This is a genomic window from Nocardiopsis aegyptia, assembly GCF_013410755.1.
In the GTDB taxonomy this organism is placed as follows: Bacteria; Actinomycetota; Actinomycetes; order Streptosporangiales; family Streptosporangiaceae; genus Nocardiopsis; species Nocardiopsis aegyptia.
On record NZ_JACCFS010000001.1, the window covers coordinates 39,938 to 58,073 of the forward strand.

Annotated in this window: 16 protein-coding genes; 7 read left to right on the plus strand and 9 right to left on the minus strand. The window is 74.1% G+C overall.

Annotation, left to right across the window (positions count from 1 at the left end; translation table 11 throughout):
* Positions 1 to 133 precede the first annotated feature (133 nt).
* The gene (locus HNR10_RS00195; RefSeq protein WP_179819839.1) at positions 134 to 1,030 is read right to left on the minus strand and encodes a hypothetical protein; all 897 of its coding nucleotides are present in this window, start codon (positions 1,028 to 1,030) and stop codon (positions 134 to 136) included.
* Between the two features lie 197 nt (positions 1,031 to 1,227).
* Here HNR10_RS00195 and HNR10_RS00200 point away from each other — a divergent pair, with 197 nt between their 5' ends.
* From HNR10_RS00200 to HNR10_RS00215, 4 genes are all read left to right on the plus strand, one after another.
* Positions 1,228 to 1,749 (plus strand): hypothetical protein, encoded by a 522-nt coding sequence (locus HNR10_RS00200; protein ID WP_179819841.1) that lies wholly within the window; start codon positions 1,228 to 1,230, stop codon positions 1,747 to 1,749.
* Positions 1,750 to 1,797: 48 nt separating this feature from the next.
* Positions 1,798 to 2,484 (plus strand): response regulator transcription factor, encoded by a 687-nt coding sequence (locus HNR10_RS00205; RefSeq protein ID WP_179819842.1) that lies wholly within the window; start codon positions 1,798 to 1,800, stop codon positions 2,482 to 2,484.
* 1 nt (position 2,485) lies between these two features.
* The gene (locus tag HNR10_RS00210) at positions 2,486 to 3,868 is read left to right on the plus strand and encodes a sensor histidine kinase (RefSeq protein ID WP_179819844.1); all 1,383 of its coding nucleotides are present in this window, start codon (positions 2,486 to 2,488) and stop codon (positions 3,866 to 3,868) included.
* Between the two features lie 106 nt (positions 3,869 to 3,974).
* On the plus strand, positions 3,975 to 4,697 hold the full coding sequence (locus HNR10_RS00215) for a PucR family transcriptional regulator (protein WP_179819846.1): 723 nt from the start codon (positions 3,975 to 3,977) through the stop codon (positions 4,695 to 4,697).
* Between the two features lie 11 nt (positions 4,698 to 4,708).
* On the opposite strand, the gene HNR10_RS00220 is transcribed toward HNR10_RS00215, so the two are convergent.
* Positions 4,709 to 5,944, minus strand: coding sequence for an MFS transporter (locus tag HNR10_RS00220; protein WP_179819847.1), 1,236 nt, complete (start codon positions 5,942 to 5,944; stop codon positions 4,709 to 4,711).
* A 70-nt stretch (positions 5,945 to 6,014) separates the two neighbouring features.
* Here HNR10_RS00220 and HNR10_RS00225 point away from each other — a divergent pair, with 70 nt between their 5' ends.
* On the plus strand, positions 6,015 to 6,983 hold the full coding sequence (locus HNR10_RS00225; protein ID WP_179819849.1) for a LysR family transcriptional regulator: 969 nt from the start codon (positions 6,015 to 6,017) through the stop codon (positions 6,981 to 6,983).
* Between the two features lie 76 nt (positions 6,984 to 7,059).
* Here HNR10_RS00225 and HNR10_RS00230 read toward each other — a convergent pair whose 3' ends face one another.
* The 6 genes from HNR10_RS00230 to HNR10_RS00255 form a co-directional block, all read right to left on the minus strand.
* Positions 7,060 to 7,515, minus strand: coding sequence for a cupredoxin domain-containing protein (locus HNR10_RS00230; protein ID WP_179819850.1), 456 nt, complete (start codon positions 7,513 to 7,515; stop codon positions 7,060 to 7,062).
* Between the two features lie 238 nt (positions 7,516 to 7,753).
* Positions 7,754 to 9,211: an aldehyde dehydrogenase family protein gene (locus HNR10_RS00235; RefSeq protein WP_179819852.1), complete on the minus strand. Its 1,458-nt coding sequence runs from the start codon at positions 9,209 to 9,211 to the stop codon at positions 7,754 to 7,756.
* Positions 9,212 to 9,273: 62 nt separating this feature from the next.
* Complete coding sequence (locus HNR10_RS00240; RefSeq protein WP_179829440.1) at positions 9,274 to 10,113, minus strand: ABC transporter ATP-binding protein; 840 nt, start codon at positions 10,111 to 10,113, stop codon at positions 9,274 to 9,276.
* Positions 10,114 to 10,145: 32 nt separating this feature from the next.
* Complete coding sequence (locus HNR10_RS00245; protein ID WP_179819854.1) at positions 10,146 to 11,027, minus strand: ABC transporter permease; 882 nt, start codon at positions 11,025 to 11,027, stop codon at positions 10,146 to 10,148.
* On the minus strand, positions 11,024 to 11,872 hold the full coding sequence (locus tag HNR10_RS00250) for an ABC transporter permease (RefSeq protein ID WP_179819855.1): 849 nt from the start codon (positions 11,870 to 11,872) through the stop codon (positions 11,024 to 11,026). Before HNR10_RS00250 ends, HNR10_RS00245 begins: the two co-directional genes overlap by 4 nt.
* Before the next feature lie 195 nt (positions 11,873 to 12,067).
* Positions 12,068 to 13,024 (minus strand): ABC transporter substrate-binding protein, encoded by a 957-nt coding sequence (locus tag HNR10_RS00255; protein ID WP_179819857.1) that lies wholly within the window; start codon positions 13,022 to 13,024, stop codon positions 12,068 to 12,070.
* Between the two features lie 348 nt (positions 13,025 to 13,372).
* Between HNR10_RS00255 and HNR10_RS00260 the strand changes: the two genes are divergently transcribed.
* On the plus strand, positions 13,373 to 14,311 hold the full coding sequence (locus tag HNR10_RS00260; RefSeq protein WP_179819859.1) for a sucrase ferredoxin: 939 nt from the start codon (positions 13,373 to 13,375) through the stop codon (positions 14,309 to 14,311).
* A 133-nt stretch (positions 14,312 to 14,444) separates the two neighbouring features.
* Here HNR10_RS00260 and HNR10_RS00265 read toward each other — a convergent pair whose 3' ends face one another.
* Positions 14,445 to 16,301, minus strand: a complete 1,857-nt coding sequence (locus HNR10_RS00265; RefSeq protein ID WP_246405977.1) for a serine/threonine protein kinase — start codon at positions 16,299 to 16,301, stop codon at positions 14,445 to 14,447.
* Between the two features lie 506 nt (positions 16,302 to 16,807).
* On the opposite strand from HNR10_RS00265, the gene HNR10_RS00270 reads away from it, so the two are divergent.
* Positions 16,808 to 18,076, plus strand: coding sequence for a cytochrome P450 (locus HNR10_RS00270; protein ID WP_179819862.1), 1,269 nt, complete (start codon positions 16,808 to 16,810; stop codon positions 18,074 to 18,076).
* The last annotated feature ends 60 nt before the right edge of the window (positions 18,077 to 18,136 follow it).

Sequence of the window (18,136 nt, forward strand, 5' to 3'; positions counted from 1 at the left end):
ACCGGGAAGTAGTTCAACTTTAAACTACAGCCCGCGCCCGCTCCCGTCGATGATGCCGCACCGCGCGTGTCCCGGTGCAGGGGCGGGGCCGTCCGCGACACGGTGTCGTGCCCCGGACGGCCCCGCCCGTTCCCTAGTTGCAGTCGTTCCAGGTGTTGGCGCGGTCCTGGATCCTGCTGTGCAGGATCCTGGGCCGGGTCGGCTCACCCACCAGGACGTTGGTCGTCCCGTCGACGTAGAACCCGTAAGAGAAGACCTCGCCCTGGTCGGGACGGCCGCGCCAGGTGTCGGTCCACACCTGGTTGCCGTAGTCGTCGGCCCGCCAGGCCCATGAGTAGTGCTCGATGTCGAAACTCGGGTTCTGCCGCACCGTGACCGTCTGGTATTGGACCTCCCACCAGGCGGTCCTGCCGGCCGCCGGATCGATGTCGAACCAGTCGGAGTGGGTGCGGGTCTCGGTGTCGGACCACTCGGCGCCCACCGTGACGGTGACTTCCGCGCTGAACGCCCCGGCGAAACCGCCCCCGGCGCTCACGCCGACCTCGATGCTCTCGGCGTAGGTCGCGGTCTTGGTGTAGTCGAGTCTGACCGCCCGGCCGCCCTGGTTGGATCCGGTGCAGTTGGTCACGGGCTCGGAGACCCGCCTCCACCAGTGGCCCGTCCACTGCGAACGCAGGTCGGCGCGATCGTAGCGGCAGCGCCCGCGCACGTGCTCCCACGGCGGGTTCAGCGCGCGCCGGCCGTCGCGCACGTTGTGCACCGGCGCGCGCCCGCCCGCACTGCCGTCGCGCACCTCACCGGTCTGCACGTTGAGGTAGAAGTCGCGGGTGTCCCGGCTGCCGTCGCCGCAGAACTCGGCCAGCACCCTGTCGGTGCTCCAGCCCTCCCGGTGGTTCGAGTCGGCCGGGTTCCTGAGGTCCTCGATGCCGAGGTCCCGAAAGTCCGCGTGGGCGGGGGACGCGGCGGCCAGGCCGGTCGTGACCGCCATCGCACACACCATCGCGGCCGTCACGGCTCTCTTCAGCAGCACACTTACTCCTTTTCGCTCGGGGGGAATCCAGGAGCCACTGCTGGACACGCTGTGATGCCGTGCCCACGACGAGTATTCGTGCGTGACTGTGTTTCTGGCCATCCGAAGATGTCGGATTCTGTGTGATTTCGGTGCCGATGTGCCGTGCCGTCGCTACGGTGACCGGTGTCGGCACCCCCACCGAAGGAGATCCTCCGATGACGACGCACCCCCACCGGGCCACCTGGCGGACCCGCGCGGCGGCGGCCCTGGCCGCGCTGGCGATGACCTCGGCGGTGGCCGTGGCCGCGGCGGCCCCCGCGCAGGCACGCGACGGCCACCACTTCCTGCGGGTGAAGGCCCCCTCCGACGCCCAGTCCGTCTTCGTCAGCGGACGCGGGTGGACCGCCTACGACATCGTCGGCGCGGGGTACCGGACCCTGCCCGAACAGTCGATCGACACCTGCTACATGTACCGGCACAACACCGGAGACTGGGCCAGTGTGAACAGCGGCCTGATCGCCCACACCAACCAGGCGGACGGGATCCAGAGCTTCCCTGACGTCGACGGCGCGCAGCGGTCCAATCCCGCCTGGACGGACGGGGCCGCCCTCACCGTGACGACCTACAGGTCCAGGGACTGCACCGGCGGGCAGAACGGCCGCTGGCGGAACGTGCGCGTGCCCTCCGACGACCTCGTCTACCTCTGGCTCGACCTGACCGGCCTGCCGCAGAGCTGACGAGGGGCGGTGACCGGGGCCGCCCCCGCACTACGGTTGAATATTCAAGTGACTCCCCCGCGAGAACCCGCCCGGGTCCTGGTCGTCGACGACAGCCCCGGCATCCTGTCCATGCTCACCGTCACCCTGGAGTTCGTCGGCTTCGAGGTGGTGACGGCCCGGACCGCCGCCGAGTGCCTGGAACGCAACCGCGAGGCCGCGCCCGACATCATCCTGCTGGACGTCATGCTGCCCGACACCGACGGCTTCGTGCTGTGCCGGAGGCTGCGCGGCGCGGGGGTGCAGACCCCCGTGCTCTTCCTGACCGCCAGGGACGCCAGCGAGGACAAGGTCCGCGGCCTGGGGCTGGGCGACGACTACGTCACCAAGCCCTTCGACCTGCGGGAGGTGGTCGCCCGGATCCGGGCCCTGCTGCGGCGCACCGGCCGGCCCGATCCCGAACCCGCGCTGCGGGTCGCGGGCCTGGAGCTGGACGAGGGCGCCCACGAGGTCCACGGCCCGGAGGGGACCGCGCGCCTGTCGGCCACCGAGTGCCGCCTGCTGGGCCACCTGATGCGCAACGCGGGCCGGCTGGTGTCCAAGGAGGACCTCCTCCTGCACGTGTGGGGGCGCGACTTCGAGGGCGACGGCGGCCTGGTCGAGACCTACGTCTACTACCTGCGGCGCAAGCTCGGCGACAGCGGGCGGTCGCTCATCCGTACCGTGCGCGGTGTCGGCTACCTCCTGAGGGCCTGAGATGTCGCCGCTCCCCCTGCGTCCCCGCACCGGCGGCTCCGGCCGCCCCGGCCCGCGCCTGTCGCTCATGGTCGCCTCGGTGTGCCTGTCCCTGGTCGCCGCCGCGGCCTTCACCGGCCTCTACCTCTTCCTCACCGAGCGCACCGAGCGGCTGGTGGTCGAGCGGCTGGAGCTGCACGCCGCCGACGCCGCGCCGGACCGGCCCCTGGACGGGGCCGCGCGGATCGGGGCGGCCGAGGACTCGCACACGCTCGTGGTCGACGGGCAGGGGACCGTCCTGCACGGGGTGGGCGGCACCGGCCACGTCCCCGACCTCGACCCGGACCTGCTGCGCGAGCTGGCGAGGGAGGGCCGGGTGGCCGCGAGCGGGGACGGGACGCACCGGATCGCGGCGGTGGACCTGCCCGGGGGCGGCTACCTCGTCGCCGCGTGGTCGCCGACGTGGGCGGAGCGGACCGCGGCCTGGGGCGTGCTGGCCCTGCTGACCACCCATCTGGTCGTGGCGGTGGTGGCCGCGCTCGCCGAGCGGGCCGAGCGCCGGCTGCTGCGCCCCCTGGCGACCCTGACCAGGACCGTGGAGGCCATCGCCGAGGAGGGCCTGCGCGAGCGGGTGTCCCTGGAGGGCGCGCCCCACGAGATCGCCCGGCTGGGCCGCTCGTTCAACACGATGCTGGAGCGCCTGGAGCAGGGGTTCCAGCGCCAGCGCTCGGCCGAGGAACGGCTGCGCCGCTTCCTGGCGGACGTGGGGCACGAGTTGCGCACCCCGTTGACCGCCCTGACGGGGTACCTGCAGCTGTGGCGCCTGGGCGGACTCGAACGCGACGCCGACCGCGCCGAGGCCCTGCACCACATGGAGGCCGAGACACGGCGGCTGGCGGTGCTGGTGGAGGAGATCTCCCTGCTGGCACGGCAGGAGCAGAAGCGCCCCCTGGAGCGGCGCGAGGTGTGCCTGGTGGAGGTGTGCCTGGCCGCGGCGGGCAGCGCGCGGGTCGTGGACCCCGACCGCCGCCTGCGGGTGGAGGTGAGCCCGGGCGAGCACATCGTGCTCGGCGACCCCGAAAGCCTGCACCAGGTGGTCGCCAACCTGCTGGCCAACGTACGGGCGCACACCCCGCCCGGGACCGAGGCGGTGCTGAACCTGTCGCGGGAGGGCGGGTACAGCGTCGTGGACGTGGTCGACGACGGTCCGGGCATCGCGCCCGGCTTGGGCGGGCGCGTGTTCGAGCGGCGCGTGCACGGCCGGGGCCACGGCGAGGAGGGGTGGGGGCTGGGACTGTCGATCGCGGCCGAGGCCGTCCGGGCCCACGGCGGCACGATCGACGCGGTGCCCCACGAGGAGGGGGCCTGGTTCCGGGTCCGCCTGCCCTCGTCGGCCGGTCCGTGACGGCGCGGACCGCGTGGTGCGGCCGGGGCGTGACGGCGCGGTGGCGCTGAGGTTACGTTGAGGTAGGGCTGAGCCCGGCATGACCTTGGTCCGGTTCGATCACCGTATGACGCCCCAGGACATGCCCGGATCCCCTGTCACGGCGCACGGCCACCTCGCGCTCCTGCGCGAGGGACCGTCCCCGACCTGGGACACCCGCACCGAGGAGACCCTGCGCGCGCTGGCCGGCGGCCGTGCTCTGACCGCTCTGTCCTCCCACGGGGGGCGGGTCGTCCTGCCGTGCCGCGACGAACGGCGGGCCGTGCGCACGGCCTCGAAGGTGCGCGCCGCCCTGCGCGACCGGCCCGTGTGGATCGGGGTCGCGTGGTCGGCCGGGGGCGAGGGACCGCGGGCGTTGCACGAGGCGCGGGAGGTCGTGCGGCTGGCGCGGGGGCTACGCTTCGCCCCGGGGGTGTACCGGCTGTGCGACGTGATGATGGAGTACGCGTGCGCCCGGACTCCGCGGGTGCGCGCGGCGATGCTCGCCCGGATCGCTCCGGTGGCCGCCGACCCCGTGCTCAGACCGACGCTGGAGGCGGTGATCGACGCGGGCGGCAACCGCAGTCGGGCGGCCAGGGAGCTGTTCATCCACCGCAGCACGATCGACTACCGCCTGGGCCGGGTGCACGAGCGGACCGGGCACGATCCGGCCGACTCGCGGGGCCTGCAGTACCTGCGGACCGCGCTGGCCCTCCTGCACCGGGCGCCGGCGGAGGCGTCCGCCCTGGACGCGGCCGAGGACGTCCGGGCGGAGCCGCACGGCGCGGGCCACCGCGCCTCCAGGGGGTAGGCGGACCCCGGTCAGTCGAGCGCGGGCTCCGGCGGCCGGCGCAGGCGCAGCGCCACCAGGGCGGCCGCGGCGCACAGGCCCAGGGCGAAGAGGACCGCGCCGTTCCAGCCCGCGGTGTCGTAGACCAGGCCGCCCAGCCAGCCGAAGAGGCTGGAGCCGAGGTAGTAGGCCAGGGTGTACACCGCCATGGCCTGGGCCCGCCCGGCCGACGCCCGGGCGCCCACCCACGCCGAGGCGGTGGCGTGCGCGCTGAAGAAGCTGAAGGTCAGCACCAGCAGGGCCGCCAGCAGGCCCAGGAGCACGCCGGCGAACAGGCCCGCCAGCCCCACCGCCATGAGAGCGGTGGACACCGTCAGGACGGCGTAGCCGCCGAAGCGGGCGGTGGCCGATCCGGCCACGGCCGATCCGAGCATCCCGGCGGTGTAGGAGAGGAAGAGCAGGGACGCTGCGGCCTGGGACAGCCCGAAGGGTTCGCCCGTGAGCCGGAAGCCCAGCAGGTTGTAGACGGTCATGAACGCGCCCATGAGCAGCAGGGCCTGGGCGTAGAGGGCGGGCAGGCCGCGGGTGGTCAGGGCCGAGCGCAGGCGGGCCGCCAGGGAGGGCCCCGTGGAGCCGCCGGAGGAGGCCGTCGCGGGACGGGGCGTCCGTCGCCGGGGCAGGACCAGGACGAACACGGCCAGGGCGAGCAGGCCCAGCAGCGTGTTGGCGGCGATCCCCCACGCCCAGCCGCCGTGGTCGGCGGCGAACCCGGCCAGCAGGCGTCCCCCCATGCCACCCAGCGGGTTGCCCGCGATGTAGAGCCCGGTGGCGCGGGGCGCGTCGGCGGGGTGGATCTCCTCCGCGAGGTAGGCCACGGCCGCGGCCGGCACCCCGCCCAGGGCGGCGCCCTGCAGGGCGCGCAGGACCAGCAGGAGCGAGAGGTCCGCGGCCAGGGGCGCCGCGCATCCCAGGAGGGTGGCCACCAGCAGCGAGGCGGTGATGACGCGGGCGCGGCCGAAGCGGTCGGCGGCCCCGCTCCAGACCAGCGTGAACCCGGCCAGGCCGCCGGTGGCGACGGAGACGGTGAGGGCGGCCTGGCTCGCGGAGGTGTCGAAGCCCTCGGCGATGGCGGGCAGGATCGGCTGGACCGACCACAGCTGGGCGAAGGTGGCCACGGCGGCCGCGACCAGGGCGATGACCGTGCGACGGTAGGCGCGAGTGCCCGCGCGCGGGCGCGGGTCGGTGGCGGTCGAGCTGGTCACGGTCATGCCTCCACGCTAGACAGGCCCCCTTTCATACGTCCAATGCATGATTTGTCGCTGATGCATACTGGAATGCATGAATGAGGTGGATGCGCTGGCCCAGGTCCTGGTGCCGCGGCTGCGGATGGTCGCGGCGGTGGCCCGCACCGAGCACGTCACACAGGCCGCCGAGTCGCTGGGAGTGCCCCAGCCCACCCTCAGCCGTGCGCTGGCGCGGGTGCAGGAGGAGATGGGGATCGCGCTCGTGGAGCGCACGGGGCGGGGCGTGCGGCTGACGCGGGCCGGGCAGCGGCTGCTGCCCTACGTGGAGCGCGCCCTGGAGGACCTGCGCGAGGGGCTGGCCGACCTGACCGGCGCGGAGGAGGGGCGGGTGGCGCTGACCTTCCTGCCCACGCTGGGTGTGGAGGTGGTGCCGGCGCTGCTGCGGGGCTTTCGCGCCGAGCACCCGGGGGTGCGCTTCACCCTGACCCAGGAGCCCTGGGCGGCGTCGCTGCGGCGGCTGTCCTCGGGCGGGGCGGACCTGGCCCTGACCTCGCCGCTGCCCTCGGATCCGGGTCTGGCGTCGGCGGTGCTGCACACCCAGTGGCTGCGGCTGGTGGTGCCCGAGCACCACCGTCTGGCGGCCTCGGCGGGTCCGGTGTCGGCCGCGTCGGCCGCGGCCCAGGAGTTCGTGCTGCTCAAGCCGGGGCGGGGGGTGCGCCACCTGACCGATCGTCTCCTGGACGGGGCGGGCGTGACGCCGCGGGTGGCGTTCGAGGCCGACGACATCAACACGGCGCGGGGCCTGGTGGCGGCGGGCCTGGGGGTGTCGGTGCTGCCCGCGCGGCCGCGGGGGCCGCTGCCGGGCACCGTGGAGCTGGACCTGGCGGAGGAGGGCGCCGACCGGCCGGTGGGCGTGGTCTGGCCGCGGACGGGAGGCGGCGCGCCTCGGGCGGCCGGCGGGGGCGGGCGGGGTGCGGGGGCGTTCGAGCCTCCCGCGGTGGCGCTGTTCCGCGACTACGTGTGCCGGGTGGGGCCGCGGATCATCCCGGACCTGACCGGCTGAGGGGGCCGTCCCGCCCCGGGGTTCGGCCGGGACGGGAACGGGGACCGGGCGGGAGCGGGCCCGGGGCTGGGTCCGCCTACTCGACGGTGACGGTCTGCTCCATGCCCATCTCACGGTGGCTGCCCACGGAGCAGTAGAACGTGTAGGTGCCCGGCTCCAGCGTGACGGTACCGGTGGCGCTCTGTCCGCCGTCGGTCAGCGGGATGACCGTCTCGTCGCCGAGCTCCTCGACGACCAGGTCGTGCGGCGCCTGCCCGGCGTTGTCGAAGGTGATCTCGACGGTTCCGGCCGGGAGGGTGTCGGGGATGCCCTCGTAGGCCATCTCCGAGGCCGTGACGGTGATGGCCCCGCCCTCGCCGTCGGCCGTGTCGCCGGACTCCCCGGCGGTCTCGTCCGTGCCGTCTCCTGCGGCCTCGGTCTCCTCGGCGGCCGTCTCCTCCGGCGCCGGCGCGGCGGCGTCCTCGTCGGAGGAACAGGCGGCCAGGCCGAGGGCTCCGGCGGCGACCAGGGCGATGAGGGCCAGGCGTGACATGGGGTGCTCCTTGGTTTCTGGCACCGACCCGGGACGTGGGGCCGGTCGGCGCCGGGCGGGGATGCTCCGGGACGGTGACTCCCAGCAGCACTCCGACCACACTAGTCGCATTACTTCCCAGTAAACCAATGAACTCTCAAGTGAATTGGATCACAAGACTTCGCCGACCGGTCACAGGCTTCACGGGCCGGGGCCGGGGCGCCCCCACACGCGCCCCGGCCCCGGCCCTCTCCGGCGTCTAGAAGGGGTAGCGGGCCGGGTCGGCCTGCATGGTGACCCACTGGGTCTCGGTGAACGCCTCCAGGTTGGCGCGCGTGCCCCCGAAGCGCGAGCCCGTGCCCGAGTCGCCCACGCCGCCGAAGGGCGCCACCGCCTCGTCGTCCACGGTCTGGTCGTTGATGTGCACGATCCCGCTGGGCACCCGGTCGGCGATCTCCATGCCGCGCATGGGGTTGTGCGTGAGCACGCCCAGGCTCAGCCCGTACTCGGTGGTGTTGGCCAGCTCCACGAGCTCGTCGATCGAGGAGAAGCGCACCACCGGGGCCACCGGGCCGAACACCTCCTGGGCGTAGGCGGGCGTGGCGGCCCCGACCCGGTCCAGGACGGTGGGGCGGTAGAACAGGTCCTGGTAGGTGCCGCCCGCGCGCAGCTGCGCTCCGGCGTCGACGCTGCCGGTGACCAGGGCGTGGATCTTGTCGCGCTGGCCGGCGTCGATGACCGGCCCCAGGGCCGCGCCGTCCTCCTCGGTGCTGCCCACGGGCAGGGCGTCGGCCTTGGCCGCCAGGCGTTCGACGTAGGCGTCGGCGACCGCCTCGTGCACCAGGTGCCGGCCGGTGGTCATGCAGATCTGCCCCTGGTGCAGGAACGACCCCCAGGCGCCGATCGAGGCGGCGGCGTCCACGTCGACGTCGTCCAGGACGACCAGGGGCGAGTTGCCTCCCAGCTCCAGGTGCGCGCGCTTGAGGTGGCGCCCGGCGGCCTCGCCGACCTTGCGACCGGCCTCGGTGGAGCCGGTGAAGGAGATGACCCGTACGTCGGGGTCGGCGATCAGGGCCTGGCCCGCCTCGACGCCGCCCGGCAGGACCTGGAACACGCCCTCGGGCACCCCGGCCCGGCGGAAGACCTCGGCCAGGACCGCGCCGCCGCACACCGCCGTGCGCGGGTCGGGCTTGAGGATGACGGCGTTGCCGACGGCCAGGGCCGGCGCGACCGAGCGGATGCCCAGGATGAGCGGCACGTTGAAGGGCGCGATGACGCCCACGACGCCGACGGGCACCTGGCGGGAGAAGCTCAGCCGGGGCTTGGCGGTGCGCAGGATCTCGCCGTGCGGCTGGGAGGCCAGGGCGGCGGCCTCGAAGCACTCCGCGGCCGAGACGTGGACCTGGAAGCCCGCCATCCCGGCGGCGGCCCCGCCCTCGCGGCGCAGCCATCCGGAGACCTCCTCGGCGTTGGCCTCCAGCAGGTCCCCGGCGCGGCGCAGCACGGCGGCGCGCTCCTCGAAGGAGGCGGCGGCCCAGTCGCGCTGGGCCCGGGCGGCTCGGGCGGCGGCGTCGCGGACGTCCTCCGCGCCGGCGATGCCGATGCGGCCCAGGACGGTTCCGGTGGACGGCGAGACCACGGGCGCGTCGCCGCCCTTGGCCGGGGTCCACGATCCGGTGAAGACGGCCGAGGTGTGGTCGTCGGCGAGCAGGGTCACGGTGTGTCTCCTTCGACGGTGCTGGCGTGGCTGTCGCGTGCGCGGCTCTCGCGTGCGCGGGGTCAGTGCACGGCGGTCGAGGCCTGGGCGGCCCCGTCGCCGGCGTGGTCGTCCGGGCCCGCGGGGGTGCTCCCGGCCCCGTTCTTGGCCTGTTGGATCTCGGCGTAGACGCGGGCGCGCAGTTCGGTGAAGCGCTCGTCCTGGCGGGTGGTGAGCTGGTCGCGTTCGGCGGGCAGGTCGACGGTGATGTCGTCCTGGACGACGGTGGGCGAGGACGACAGGACCAGGACGCGCTCGCCCAGGTAGACCGCCTCGTCGATGTCGTGGGTGACGAACAGGACCGTCACGCCCATGCGCCGCCAGATGGTGCGGATGAGGTCCTCCAGGTCGGCGCGGGTCTGGGCGTCCACGGCAGCGAAGGGCTCGTCCATCAGCAGGACCTGGGGCTCGTAGGCGATGGCGCGGGCGATGGCCACGCGCTGCTGCATGCCGCCCGAGAGCTGCCAGGGGTAGGCGTCGGCGAAGGCGGTCAGGCCCACGGCCTCCAGGGACTCCGCGACCAGCTCGGCGCGGCGCGCCCTGGTCAGCTTCTTCTCCTTGAGCGGGAGTTCGACGTTGGCGCGCACGGTCATCCACGCGAAGAGGCTGCGGCCGTACTCCTGGAAGACCACGGCCATGTCGGGCGGCGGGGCGGTGACGGGCCGTCCGGCCAGCTCCACGGTGCCGCTGGTGGGCGGCATGAGCCCGGCGATGCACTTGAGCAGGGTGGTCTTGCCGCAGCCGGAGGGGCCGACCAGGCAGACGAGTTCGCCTTCGGCCAGGTCGAAGGTGAGGTCGCGGACGGCCTCCACGTCCGCGGCTCCCCCGTGGTAGACCTTCTGCAGTCCGGTGACCTTGAGCATGGTGCCGTGTTCTCCTTGGTGGTTCATGGCGTTCACTCCCCCCGGTGGGCGGCGCGCAGGCCGCGGTACCAGTACAGGACGCGGCTCTCGGCGAGCTCGAAGAGCGCGGACAGGGCGAAGCCGATCAGGCCCAGCAGCACCATGCCCGCCCACATCTCCGGGATGGCGAAGCTGCGCTGGAACTGCACGATGGCGAAGCCCAGGCCGCTGGAGCTGGCGAACATCTCGCTGATGACCATGAGGATGATGGCCAGGGCCAGGGCCAGGCGCAGTCCCGCCATGATCTGCGGGCTGGCCGAGCGCAGGATGAGCACGCGCAGCCGGGTGGTGCCGCCGATGCCGTAGCAGCGGGCGGTGTCGGCCAGGACCGGGTCCACGGCCCGCACGCCCTCGACGGTGTTGAGCAGGATGGGCCATACGCACCCGGAGACGATGACCAGGATCTTCATGGAGTCGTCGATGCCCGCGAGCAGGATCATCAGCGGGACCAGGACGGGCGGCGGGATGGCGCGCAGGAACTCCAGGACGGGTTCGAGGGTGGCGCGCACGAGGGAGGACATGCCCAGAAGCACGCCCAGGGACACCCCGATCAGGGCGGCCAGGGTGAAGCCGGTGAGCAGGCGGGCGAGGCTGGGCAGCACGTCGGTGAACAGGCGCTCGGAGAACCACAGCTCCACGAACGCGGACGCGATGAGGTCGGGGGTGGGCGTGTAGTAGCTGCTGGAGGTGGCGCCGGCGTAGGCGTAGACGCCGATGAGCACCACCGGCAGGAGCAGGACGTGCAGCGCGCGGCTCCCGGCGCGTCGGGCGGCGCCGACGCGCGGCCGGCGCGGCGCGCGGGCCTCGCGTGTGGTTCCCGCCGCGGACGGGGCGGGGGCCGGGGCGGCCGGGCCGGTCTGGGTGGGCTGGCTCATGCGGTGGCCTCCCCGCGGACGGACGTGTGCCAGCGCAGGACGCGCCGTTCCAGCACGCGCACGCCGATGTTGATGACCACGCCCAGCGCGCCGGTGGCGACGATGAGCGCGTAGACGGACTCCACGGCGCCGCTGGACTGGGCGACGGCGATCTCCCGGCCGATGCCGGGTGAGCCGATGACCAGCTGGGCGGTGATGGACAGGATGAGGGCGACGGCCGCGGCCAGGCGCACACCTGTCATGAGGTAGGGCAGCGTGGTGGGCCACACGACGTAGCGCACCCGGGCCAGGCGGCCCAGCCCGTAGGAGCGCGCGGTCTGCTCGGCGACGGGGTCGACGTCGGCCACCCCGTAGAGGACCTGGATGTAGATGAGCCAGAAGCAGGCGTAGACGACCAGGAGCAGGGTCGAGCGGAGGTCGGTGCCGTAGAGCAGCACGGCCAGCGGGATGAGCGCCACCGAGGGGATGGGGCGCAGGAAGTCGACCGTGGAGTTGGTGTAGGCGCGGATCCGCGGCAGGGCGCCCAGGGTGAAGCCGAGCACGACCGCGGCGGTGAAGGCGATGGCCAGGCCCAGGGCCCAGCCGGCGAGGGTGTCGCCGACCGCGGTCCAGAACCCGGGCGTGGTGGCGCGCACGCCCAGGGCGGCCAGGACGTCGGTGGCGGGCGGCAGGTAGCGGGCGGAGACCACGCCCAGGCGCGGGACGGCCTCCCACAGGCCGAGGAGGGCCAGGATGCCCACGGCGCCGAGCAGGGGGCGGCCCAGGCCGGCGCGGGCGGGGCGGCGCGGGCTCCGGGCGGGCGCGGGCGGATCGGGCGCCCGGCTGTCGGTGGAGGTGGCGGTCATCGGATCGTGTCCAGGTCGGGTGCGGAGTCGGGGAGGGCGTTGACGGCCGCGGTGATGGGGATCGTCGCCCCGTGCGGTGTGGTCATGGTCGAACGTCTCCTGGGTCGCGCGTCGGAGGGTGGGCCCGCCCGGCGGGGGGTTCCGGGCGGGCCGGGGGCGGGGGCGGGGGTCGGGTGGCCGCGGCTTCCGGGACCGCTACCGGTAGAGCGTGTCGAGGTCGGGCTCGGAGTCGATCAGGCCGTCCTCGACCATGAGGTCGGCGAGGGTCTGGACCGAGTCGGTGTCGATGTCGGCGGGGAAGCGCGGCAGGGTGAGCTCCTCGATCACGCTCTGGTCGATCTCGGTGTAGGTGGTGATGACGGAGCGGACCTCGTCGGGGTGGGCCTCGGCGTAGGCCAGGGACTCCTCCAGGGCCGCGGTGAGCTCGTCGAAGAGCTCGGGGTCCTCGGCCACGCGCGGCTCGGCGGCGAAGTAGGCGGCCACGGAGAGGTTCTCGTGGGTGTCGACGAAGTTGGAGGCGATCTCGCGCTCGCCGGACTCGCGGATGATCGAGGCGAAGGGCTCCACGGCCCAGACAGCGTCGATCTGTCCGGTCTCCAGGGCGGCGGGCATGTCCGGGAAGGGCAGTTCGAGGAACTCGACCGCGGCGGGGTCTCCCCCGGCCTCGCGCACGGACTCGCGGACGGTGGTGTCGCCGATGTTGTTGAGGTTGTTGATCGCCACCGTGGCGCCCTCCAGGTCGGCGGCGCTCTCGACGGGGCTGTCGGCGGGGACGAAGACGCCGCCGAAGTCGGCGCCCTGCTCCCCCACGGTGGTGGCGCCGTTGGAGAGCGTGACCAGGGGCAGGCCCTCCTCGCGGGCGACGATGAGCGAGACCAGGTTGCTGAATCCGAGGTCGAACTCGCCGCTGATGACGCCGGGGACGATGGCGGCGCCGCCGGAGCCGGACTCCAACCGGAGGTCGATGCCGTGCTCGGCGAAGATGCCCTGTTCCACGCCGAGGTAGACGGGGGCGACGTCGACGATGGGGATGACGCCCGCGGTGAGGGTGGTCAGACCGCCGTCCTCCTCCGAGGACGCCCCCTGCGCTCCGCAGGCGGTGGCGGCCAGGAGGGCGGCACCCGCGGTGAGGGCGGCCAGTGGACGACGCATGGTGACTCCAAGGGGAACGGCGGAAGCGGCGGCCCGCCACAACGTGTGCGAGCTACGAACATGTGTTCTTTAAGCGAACATAAGTGATCCGGGTCACGGGGTCAAGGTGTCGACGGGGCTCATTTCGGGCACGTGAACGAGCCGGTGGTGGGATGAATTCGCCTGGTCACAGCCGAATCCCCGGCCCTGTGGGCGGCTCGGGGCGCCGCGGCCCCCGACACACCGCTCCCAGCGGCTCGCACGGAGGAATGGATAGGCTAGCCTTACCTCCAAGTAAGGTCACGGGCCGCGCAACGCTCCCGCGACCGGCCCCCGCCCCGCCCCTGTTCGACCGGATTGGACGCGACCGTGCGCCTGCCCACCGCCCCCGATGGCAGCCGAGGATGCTCGGCCCTGGCCCGCTACACCGGCGAGCAGATCGCCGGAACCGCGGGCCGGACCGGCGGCTGGCTCCTGGTGGAGCACAACGGGCCCTGGCGCCACCCCGCCCTGGCCAGCCCCGGCCTGGACCGCGGGGCCGCCTCCGAACTGGCCCGGCGCGTGGCCGAGCGCGACGTCAAGCCCCAGCTCATCAAGCGCCCGGGCCGCGTCCGCGCCGACGATGGCGGCCCGCTGCGCGCCTATCTCGCGCACACCGGCCGCGACGGGTCCTGGGCGCGCCGCGTGGACTTCCACGACCTGGCCGAGCTGCTGGAGTACGACGTCACCGCGGCGGAACACCCCGAGCCGCCCGACTTCGGCGTCCCCGTCGACCACACCCTGTACCTGGTGTGCACCCACGCCAAGAAGGACCCGTGCTGCGCGGTCCTGGGCCGCCCGGTGGCCGCCGCCCTGGCCGGCGGCGAGGCCGAGGTGTGGGAGACCACCCACGTGGGCGGCGACCGCTTCGCCGCCAACCTCGTGGCCCTCCCCCAGGGCGTGTACTTCGGCCGGCTGGACCCCGCCTCGGCGGTGCGCACCGTGACCGCCTTCGAGCGCGGCGAGGTCGACCCGGAGCACTACCGCGGCCGCTGCACCGACTCCTCCGCCGCCCAGGCGGCCGAGGCGGCGCTGCGCGCACGGCTGGGCACGGTGGGCCTGGACGAGGTCGTCCACCTGGACGAGACCGACACCGGGACCGGCGTGCGCGTCACCCTGGGCCACGGCGGCGGCGTGTACACGGTCTCGGTCGCCACCGTCGAGGGCCGGGCGTGCCCGACCACCTGCTCGGCCGTCGAGCCCACCCGCCCGGTGCACCACGAGGTCACCGACATCTCGCGGGAGCCGTCCGCGGCCCCCGCCCGCTGACCACGCTCTCCGGACGGATCGCGGCCGGTCCCGGCGGCTTCGCAGGGGTTGCGGCCGGTCCCGGCCCCTGGAACGACGAACGCGGCGGCCCCCGCAGGGGGAGCCGCCGCGCGCGCGTGCGTGGTGGGGCCGGTCAGCCCCAGAAGCCGAACCCGTAGAGCAGGAAGTTCGTGGCGGCGATGACGCCCAGGGCCAGCACCGCGCCCGTGACGAACGCCGTGCGCAGCGAGCGCACCAGGAACTCCAACGACACCAGGTTGTTGAACAGGAAGTAGCCGAGCATCATCGCGCTCCAGAACCCGTCCATGCTCAGGGGCTCGAAGGTGAAGGCCATTCCGTTCCACAGCTGACTCTCGGTGGTGAACCACTCCCAGGCCAGCGAGGCGCCGTAGCCCAGCGGGATCTGGACCAGCGGCAGGATCAGCAGCGGCAGCAGCTTGACGAAGCCCCACACGCCCGGCTGGTCGGCGTGGCGCGCCTGGGCCTGGGCCCGGCGCGTGGCCTCCTGTTCGGCGCGCAGGCGCTCGCGGTGCGCGCGCTCGGCCTCCTGGCGGCGGCGCTGCTCCTCCATCTGCCGCTGCTGCTCGGCCCGGCGCCGCTGCTCCTCCGCCTGCTGCTGGGCCCGCGCCTGCTCGGCCTGCATCCGGCGCTGCTGCTCCTGCTGCTGGTACCCGGCGGTGTCGGCGCCGCCGCGGCGCTCGCCGTACAGCCCCGCGTAGGGGTCGTCGTCACCGGGACGGCCCTGCTGCCCGTACTGGCCCTGGCCCTGGGCGTACTGTGCCTGCCCCTGGCCGTAGGCGCCCTGCCCGTACTGGGCCGTGGGCGGCGTCCCCGGTTGCTGCTGGGTGGCGGGGAACCGGGCGGTGGGCTGGTAGCCCTGCCCCTGGGCGGGGGTCTGGTGCCCCTCGGAGCCCATGACCGACGTGGCACCGTACTCGCCCGCGCCCAGGCCGCCCGGAACACCGCCCGACGGGGCGATGCGGGTGGACTGGTCATCACCGAGCGCGCCCGCCGCGGCGGCTCCGGCGGCGGCGCCCGCGGCCCCGCCCAGAGCGGCCGCGCCGCCCGCGCCCAGGACCTCGGTGCGGCGGTGCCCGCCGGTGGCCTGGGGGTCGTGCGCCGAGCCCGCCAGCGCCTGGTTGACCTTGGCGACCTGCTCCTGCACGCCCCTCATCACCGCCGGGGGCAGCCAGGCGGTGCCCGCGGGCACGTCACCGAGGTAGTCGAGGATCTCCCCGGGTCCGGGCCGCCCGGAGGCGTCCTTGGACAGGCACGCCGCCACCAGGTGGCGCAGTGACTCCGGGACCGCGGACAGGTCCGGCTCGCGGCTGATGATGCGCATGACCATCGTGGGCATGTTGCCCTCGCCGAAGGGTCCGGTGCCCGTGGCGGCGAAGGCCAGGACGGCACCGTAGGCGAACAGGTCGCTGGCGGGGCCGAGCGCCTCGCCCTGGACCTGTTCGGGGCTCATGAAGCCCGGGGTGCCGATGACCGACTGCGTGGCGGCCGTGCCGTCGGTGGCGCGGGCGATGCCGAAGTCGATGACCCGGGGCCCGTCCTCGGACAGCAGGACGTTGCCGGGCTTGAGGTCGCGGTGGATCAGCCCGACCCGGTGGATCTCGGCGAGCGCCTCGGCCAGGCCCGCCGCGAGCACGTGCACGCTGGCCTCGGGCAGCGGCCCGTAGGCCTGGATCGCCTCGTCCAGCGGCAGCGAGGGGACGTAGGAGGTGACCAGCCAGGGCACCTCGTCGTCGGGTCCGGCGTCGATGACGGGGGCGGTGAAGGCACCGCTGACCTGGCGGGCCGCCGTCACCTCGCGGGCGAAGCGCTCGCGGAAGGAGGCGTCGGCGGCCATGTGCGGGTGGATGCGCTTGATCGCGACCGCTCTCCCCCCGGCCGAACGCCCCAGGAACACCTGGCCCATGCCACCGGATCCCAGGCGGTTGATCAGCCGGTACCGGCCGATCCTCTCCGGATCCGCGCTCTCCAAGGGAGCCAACGTCCTCAACCTCCGACTCTGCCGTGTGTCGTCCCGGGGCACCGGCGATCGTAGCCAACCGCCGGGCGCGGGCCTACCATCACGACCGTTCACACCCGGTGCCCCGCTGCGGGCACGCCTGGGCGCGCGGGCGCCGTGCCCACTCGGGAGGGGCCGGCCCAGTCTAGGGGTTCGGGTCCCCCGGACGGCCACCCTCCACAGTGTGGGATCCCCCGGCCGCCGAGGGGGTTCGCCCGGGTGCGGGTGCTTCGTGGGGGGGTGATGAGGCCGGTAACGAGTGGGCGCGCGCACGAGTTCCCTGCTGACCGGCCCCGGCCAACCCGTGCGGACCGCCCACCACGGGGAGGGACACGGCCTAGTCTGGCCCTCACCGGCCCAGGCCGGACCTGAACGAGCACGTGCGCCCCCGGGCGCACACCGCCGCCGTCGGAGCGCCGCGTGAGTCGGGTTCCCCCCGCTCGTCCGGCGGGCACAGGACCCGAGAGAGGACCTGCACCATGCCGTTGCCCGACACCCTCCGCCCGGACTCGCTGCGCGTGGACGCGCGGCTGCGGCTGGCCCGGGGCCTGTCCTGGGTGGCCGCCCAGCGGGGCGACCACCCCAGCCGCCTCCTGCACTGGCCCTGGCGGGAGAACCCCTACCCCACCTACGCGCGCCTGCGCGAGCAGGGCCCGGTCGTCACCAGCTCGCTGGGGTTCCTGAGCGCGAACTCCCACGCCGCCGTGCGCGAGGTCCTGCGCGGCCGCGACTTCGGCGTCGAGCCGCCCGAGGGCTTCTCCTCCCCCGCCCAGTTCCGCGTGGTGGACCTGTCGTTCCTGCAGATGGACGCGCCCGAGCACACGCGGCTGCGCGCGCTGGCCCGGCCCGCGTTCACTCCCCGCAGGATGCGCGGGTACGCCTCGGAGATCGAGAAGATCACCGGCGAACTGCTGGACCGGGCCCTGGCACGCGGCGGCTTCGACCTCATGGCCGACTTCGCCCAGAAGCTGCCGATCGCGGTGATCAGCCGACTGCTGGGCATCCCCGAGCGCGACGACGCGGAGTTCGTGCGCATCGGCAACCTCCTGGGCGGCGCGCTCGACGGCGCCCAGTCGGCGCGTCACGTGCGACAGATCCGGAACGCCTCGGCAGAATTGGACGTGATGTTCGAGCGGCTCATGGCCGAGCGGCGCCGGGACCCGAGGGAGGACGTGATCTCCGCGCTGGTGGCCGACACCGACGAGGGGCGGATGAGCGCCGCCGAACTGCGGGACATGTGCCGCCTGCTGCTGTTGGCCGGCTTCGAGACCACGGTCAACCTCATCGGGAACGGGATGATGGCGCTGCTGCGCCACCGTGACCAGTGGGAGCGCCTGGTGGCCGACCCGGAGCTCGCGGGCAGTGCTGTGGAGGAGTCCCTGCGGTTCGACTCACCGGTGCAGCTGACCGGCCGCTGGGCGCACACCGACACCGAGGTGGACGGGGTGCGCGTGCGGCGCGGCGGACAGGTGATGGCCCTGATCGGATCGGCCGATCGCGACCCGGCCCACTTCGCCGAACCCGACCGCTTCGACATCACCCGAACCGACGCCGGCGACCACCTGGCCTTCTCCGGCGGCGAACACTACTGCCTGGGTGCGCCCCTGGCCAGGCTGGAGGGGCGGATCGCACTGCGGGCCCTGGCCGAGCGCGCGCCGGGGCTGCGGCCCACCGCGATGCCCACGCGCCGGCGCACGCTCACCGTGCGCTCGCTGTCGGCGTTCCCCGTCACGACCGGTTCCCGGTAGCGGTGGGGGCGGGCGGAAGGGGGGCCGGTCCGCGGCGGCGGTCGCGAACCCGGGGAAGGG

Coding starts and splice junctions, on each gene's coding strand:
- HNR10_RS00250 (WP_179819855.1), bottom strand. CDS start 11,872: ATGACCGCCACCTCCACCGACAGCCGGGCGCCCGATCCGCCCGCGCCC.
- HNR10_RS00225 (WP_179819849.1), top strand. CDS start 6,015: ATGAATGAGGTGGATGCGCTGGCCCAGGTCCTGGTGCCGCGGCTGCGG.
- HNR10_RS00220 (WP_179819847.1), bottom strand. CDS start 5,944: ATGACCGTGACCAGCTCGACCGCCACCGACCCGCGCCCGCGCGCGGGC.
- HNR10_RS00245 (WP_179819854.1), bottom strand. CDS start 11,027: ATGAGCCAGCCCACCCAGACCGGCCCGGCCGCCCCGGCCCCCGCCCCG.
- HNR10_RS00200 (WP_179819841.1), top strand. CDS start 1,228: ATGACGACGCACCCCCACCGGGCCACCTGGCGGACCCGCGCGGCGGCG.
- HNR10_RS00230 (WP_179819850.1), bottom strand. CDS start 7,515: ATGTCACGCCTGGCCCTCATCGCCCTGGTCGCCGCCGGAGCCCTCGGC.
- HNR10_RS00215 (WP_179819846.1), top strand. CDS start 3,975: ATGACGCCCCAGGACATGCCCGGATCCCCTGTCACGGCGCACGGCCAC.
- HNR10_RS00210 (WP_179819844.1), top strand. CDS start 2,486: ATGTCGCCGCTCCCCCTGCGTCCCCGCACCGGCGGCTCCGGCCGCCCC.
- HNR10_RS00270 (WP_179819862.1), top strand. CDS start 16,808: ATGCCGTTGCCCGACACCCTCCGCCCGGACTCGCTGCGCGTGGACGCG.
- HNR10_RS00255 (WP_179819857.1), bottom strand. CDS start 13,024: ATGCGTCGTCCACTGGCCGCCCTCACCGCGGGTGCCGCCCTCCTGGCC.
- HNR10_RS00240 (WP_179829440.1), bottom strand. CDS start 10,113: ATGCTCAAGGTCACCGGACTGCAGAAGGTCTACCACGGGGGAGCCGCG.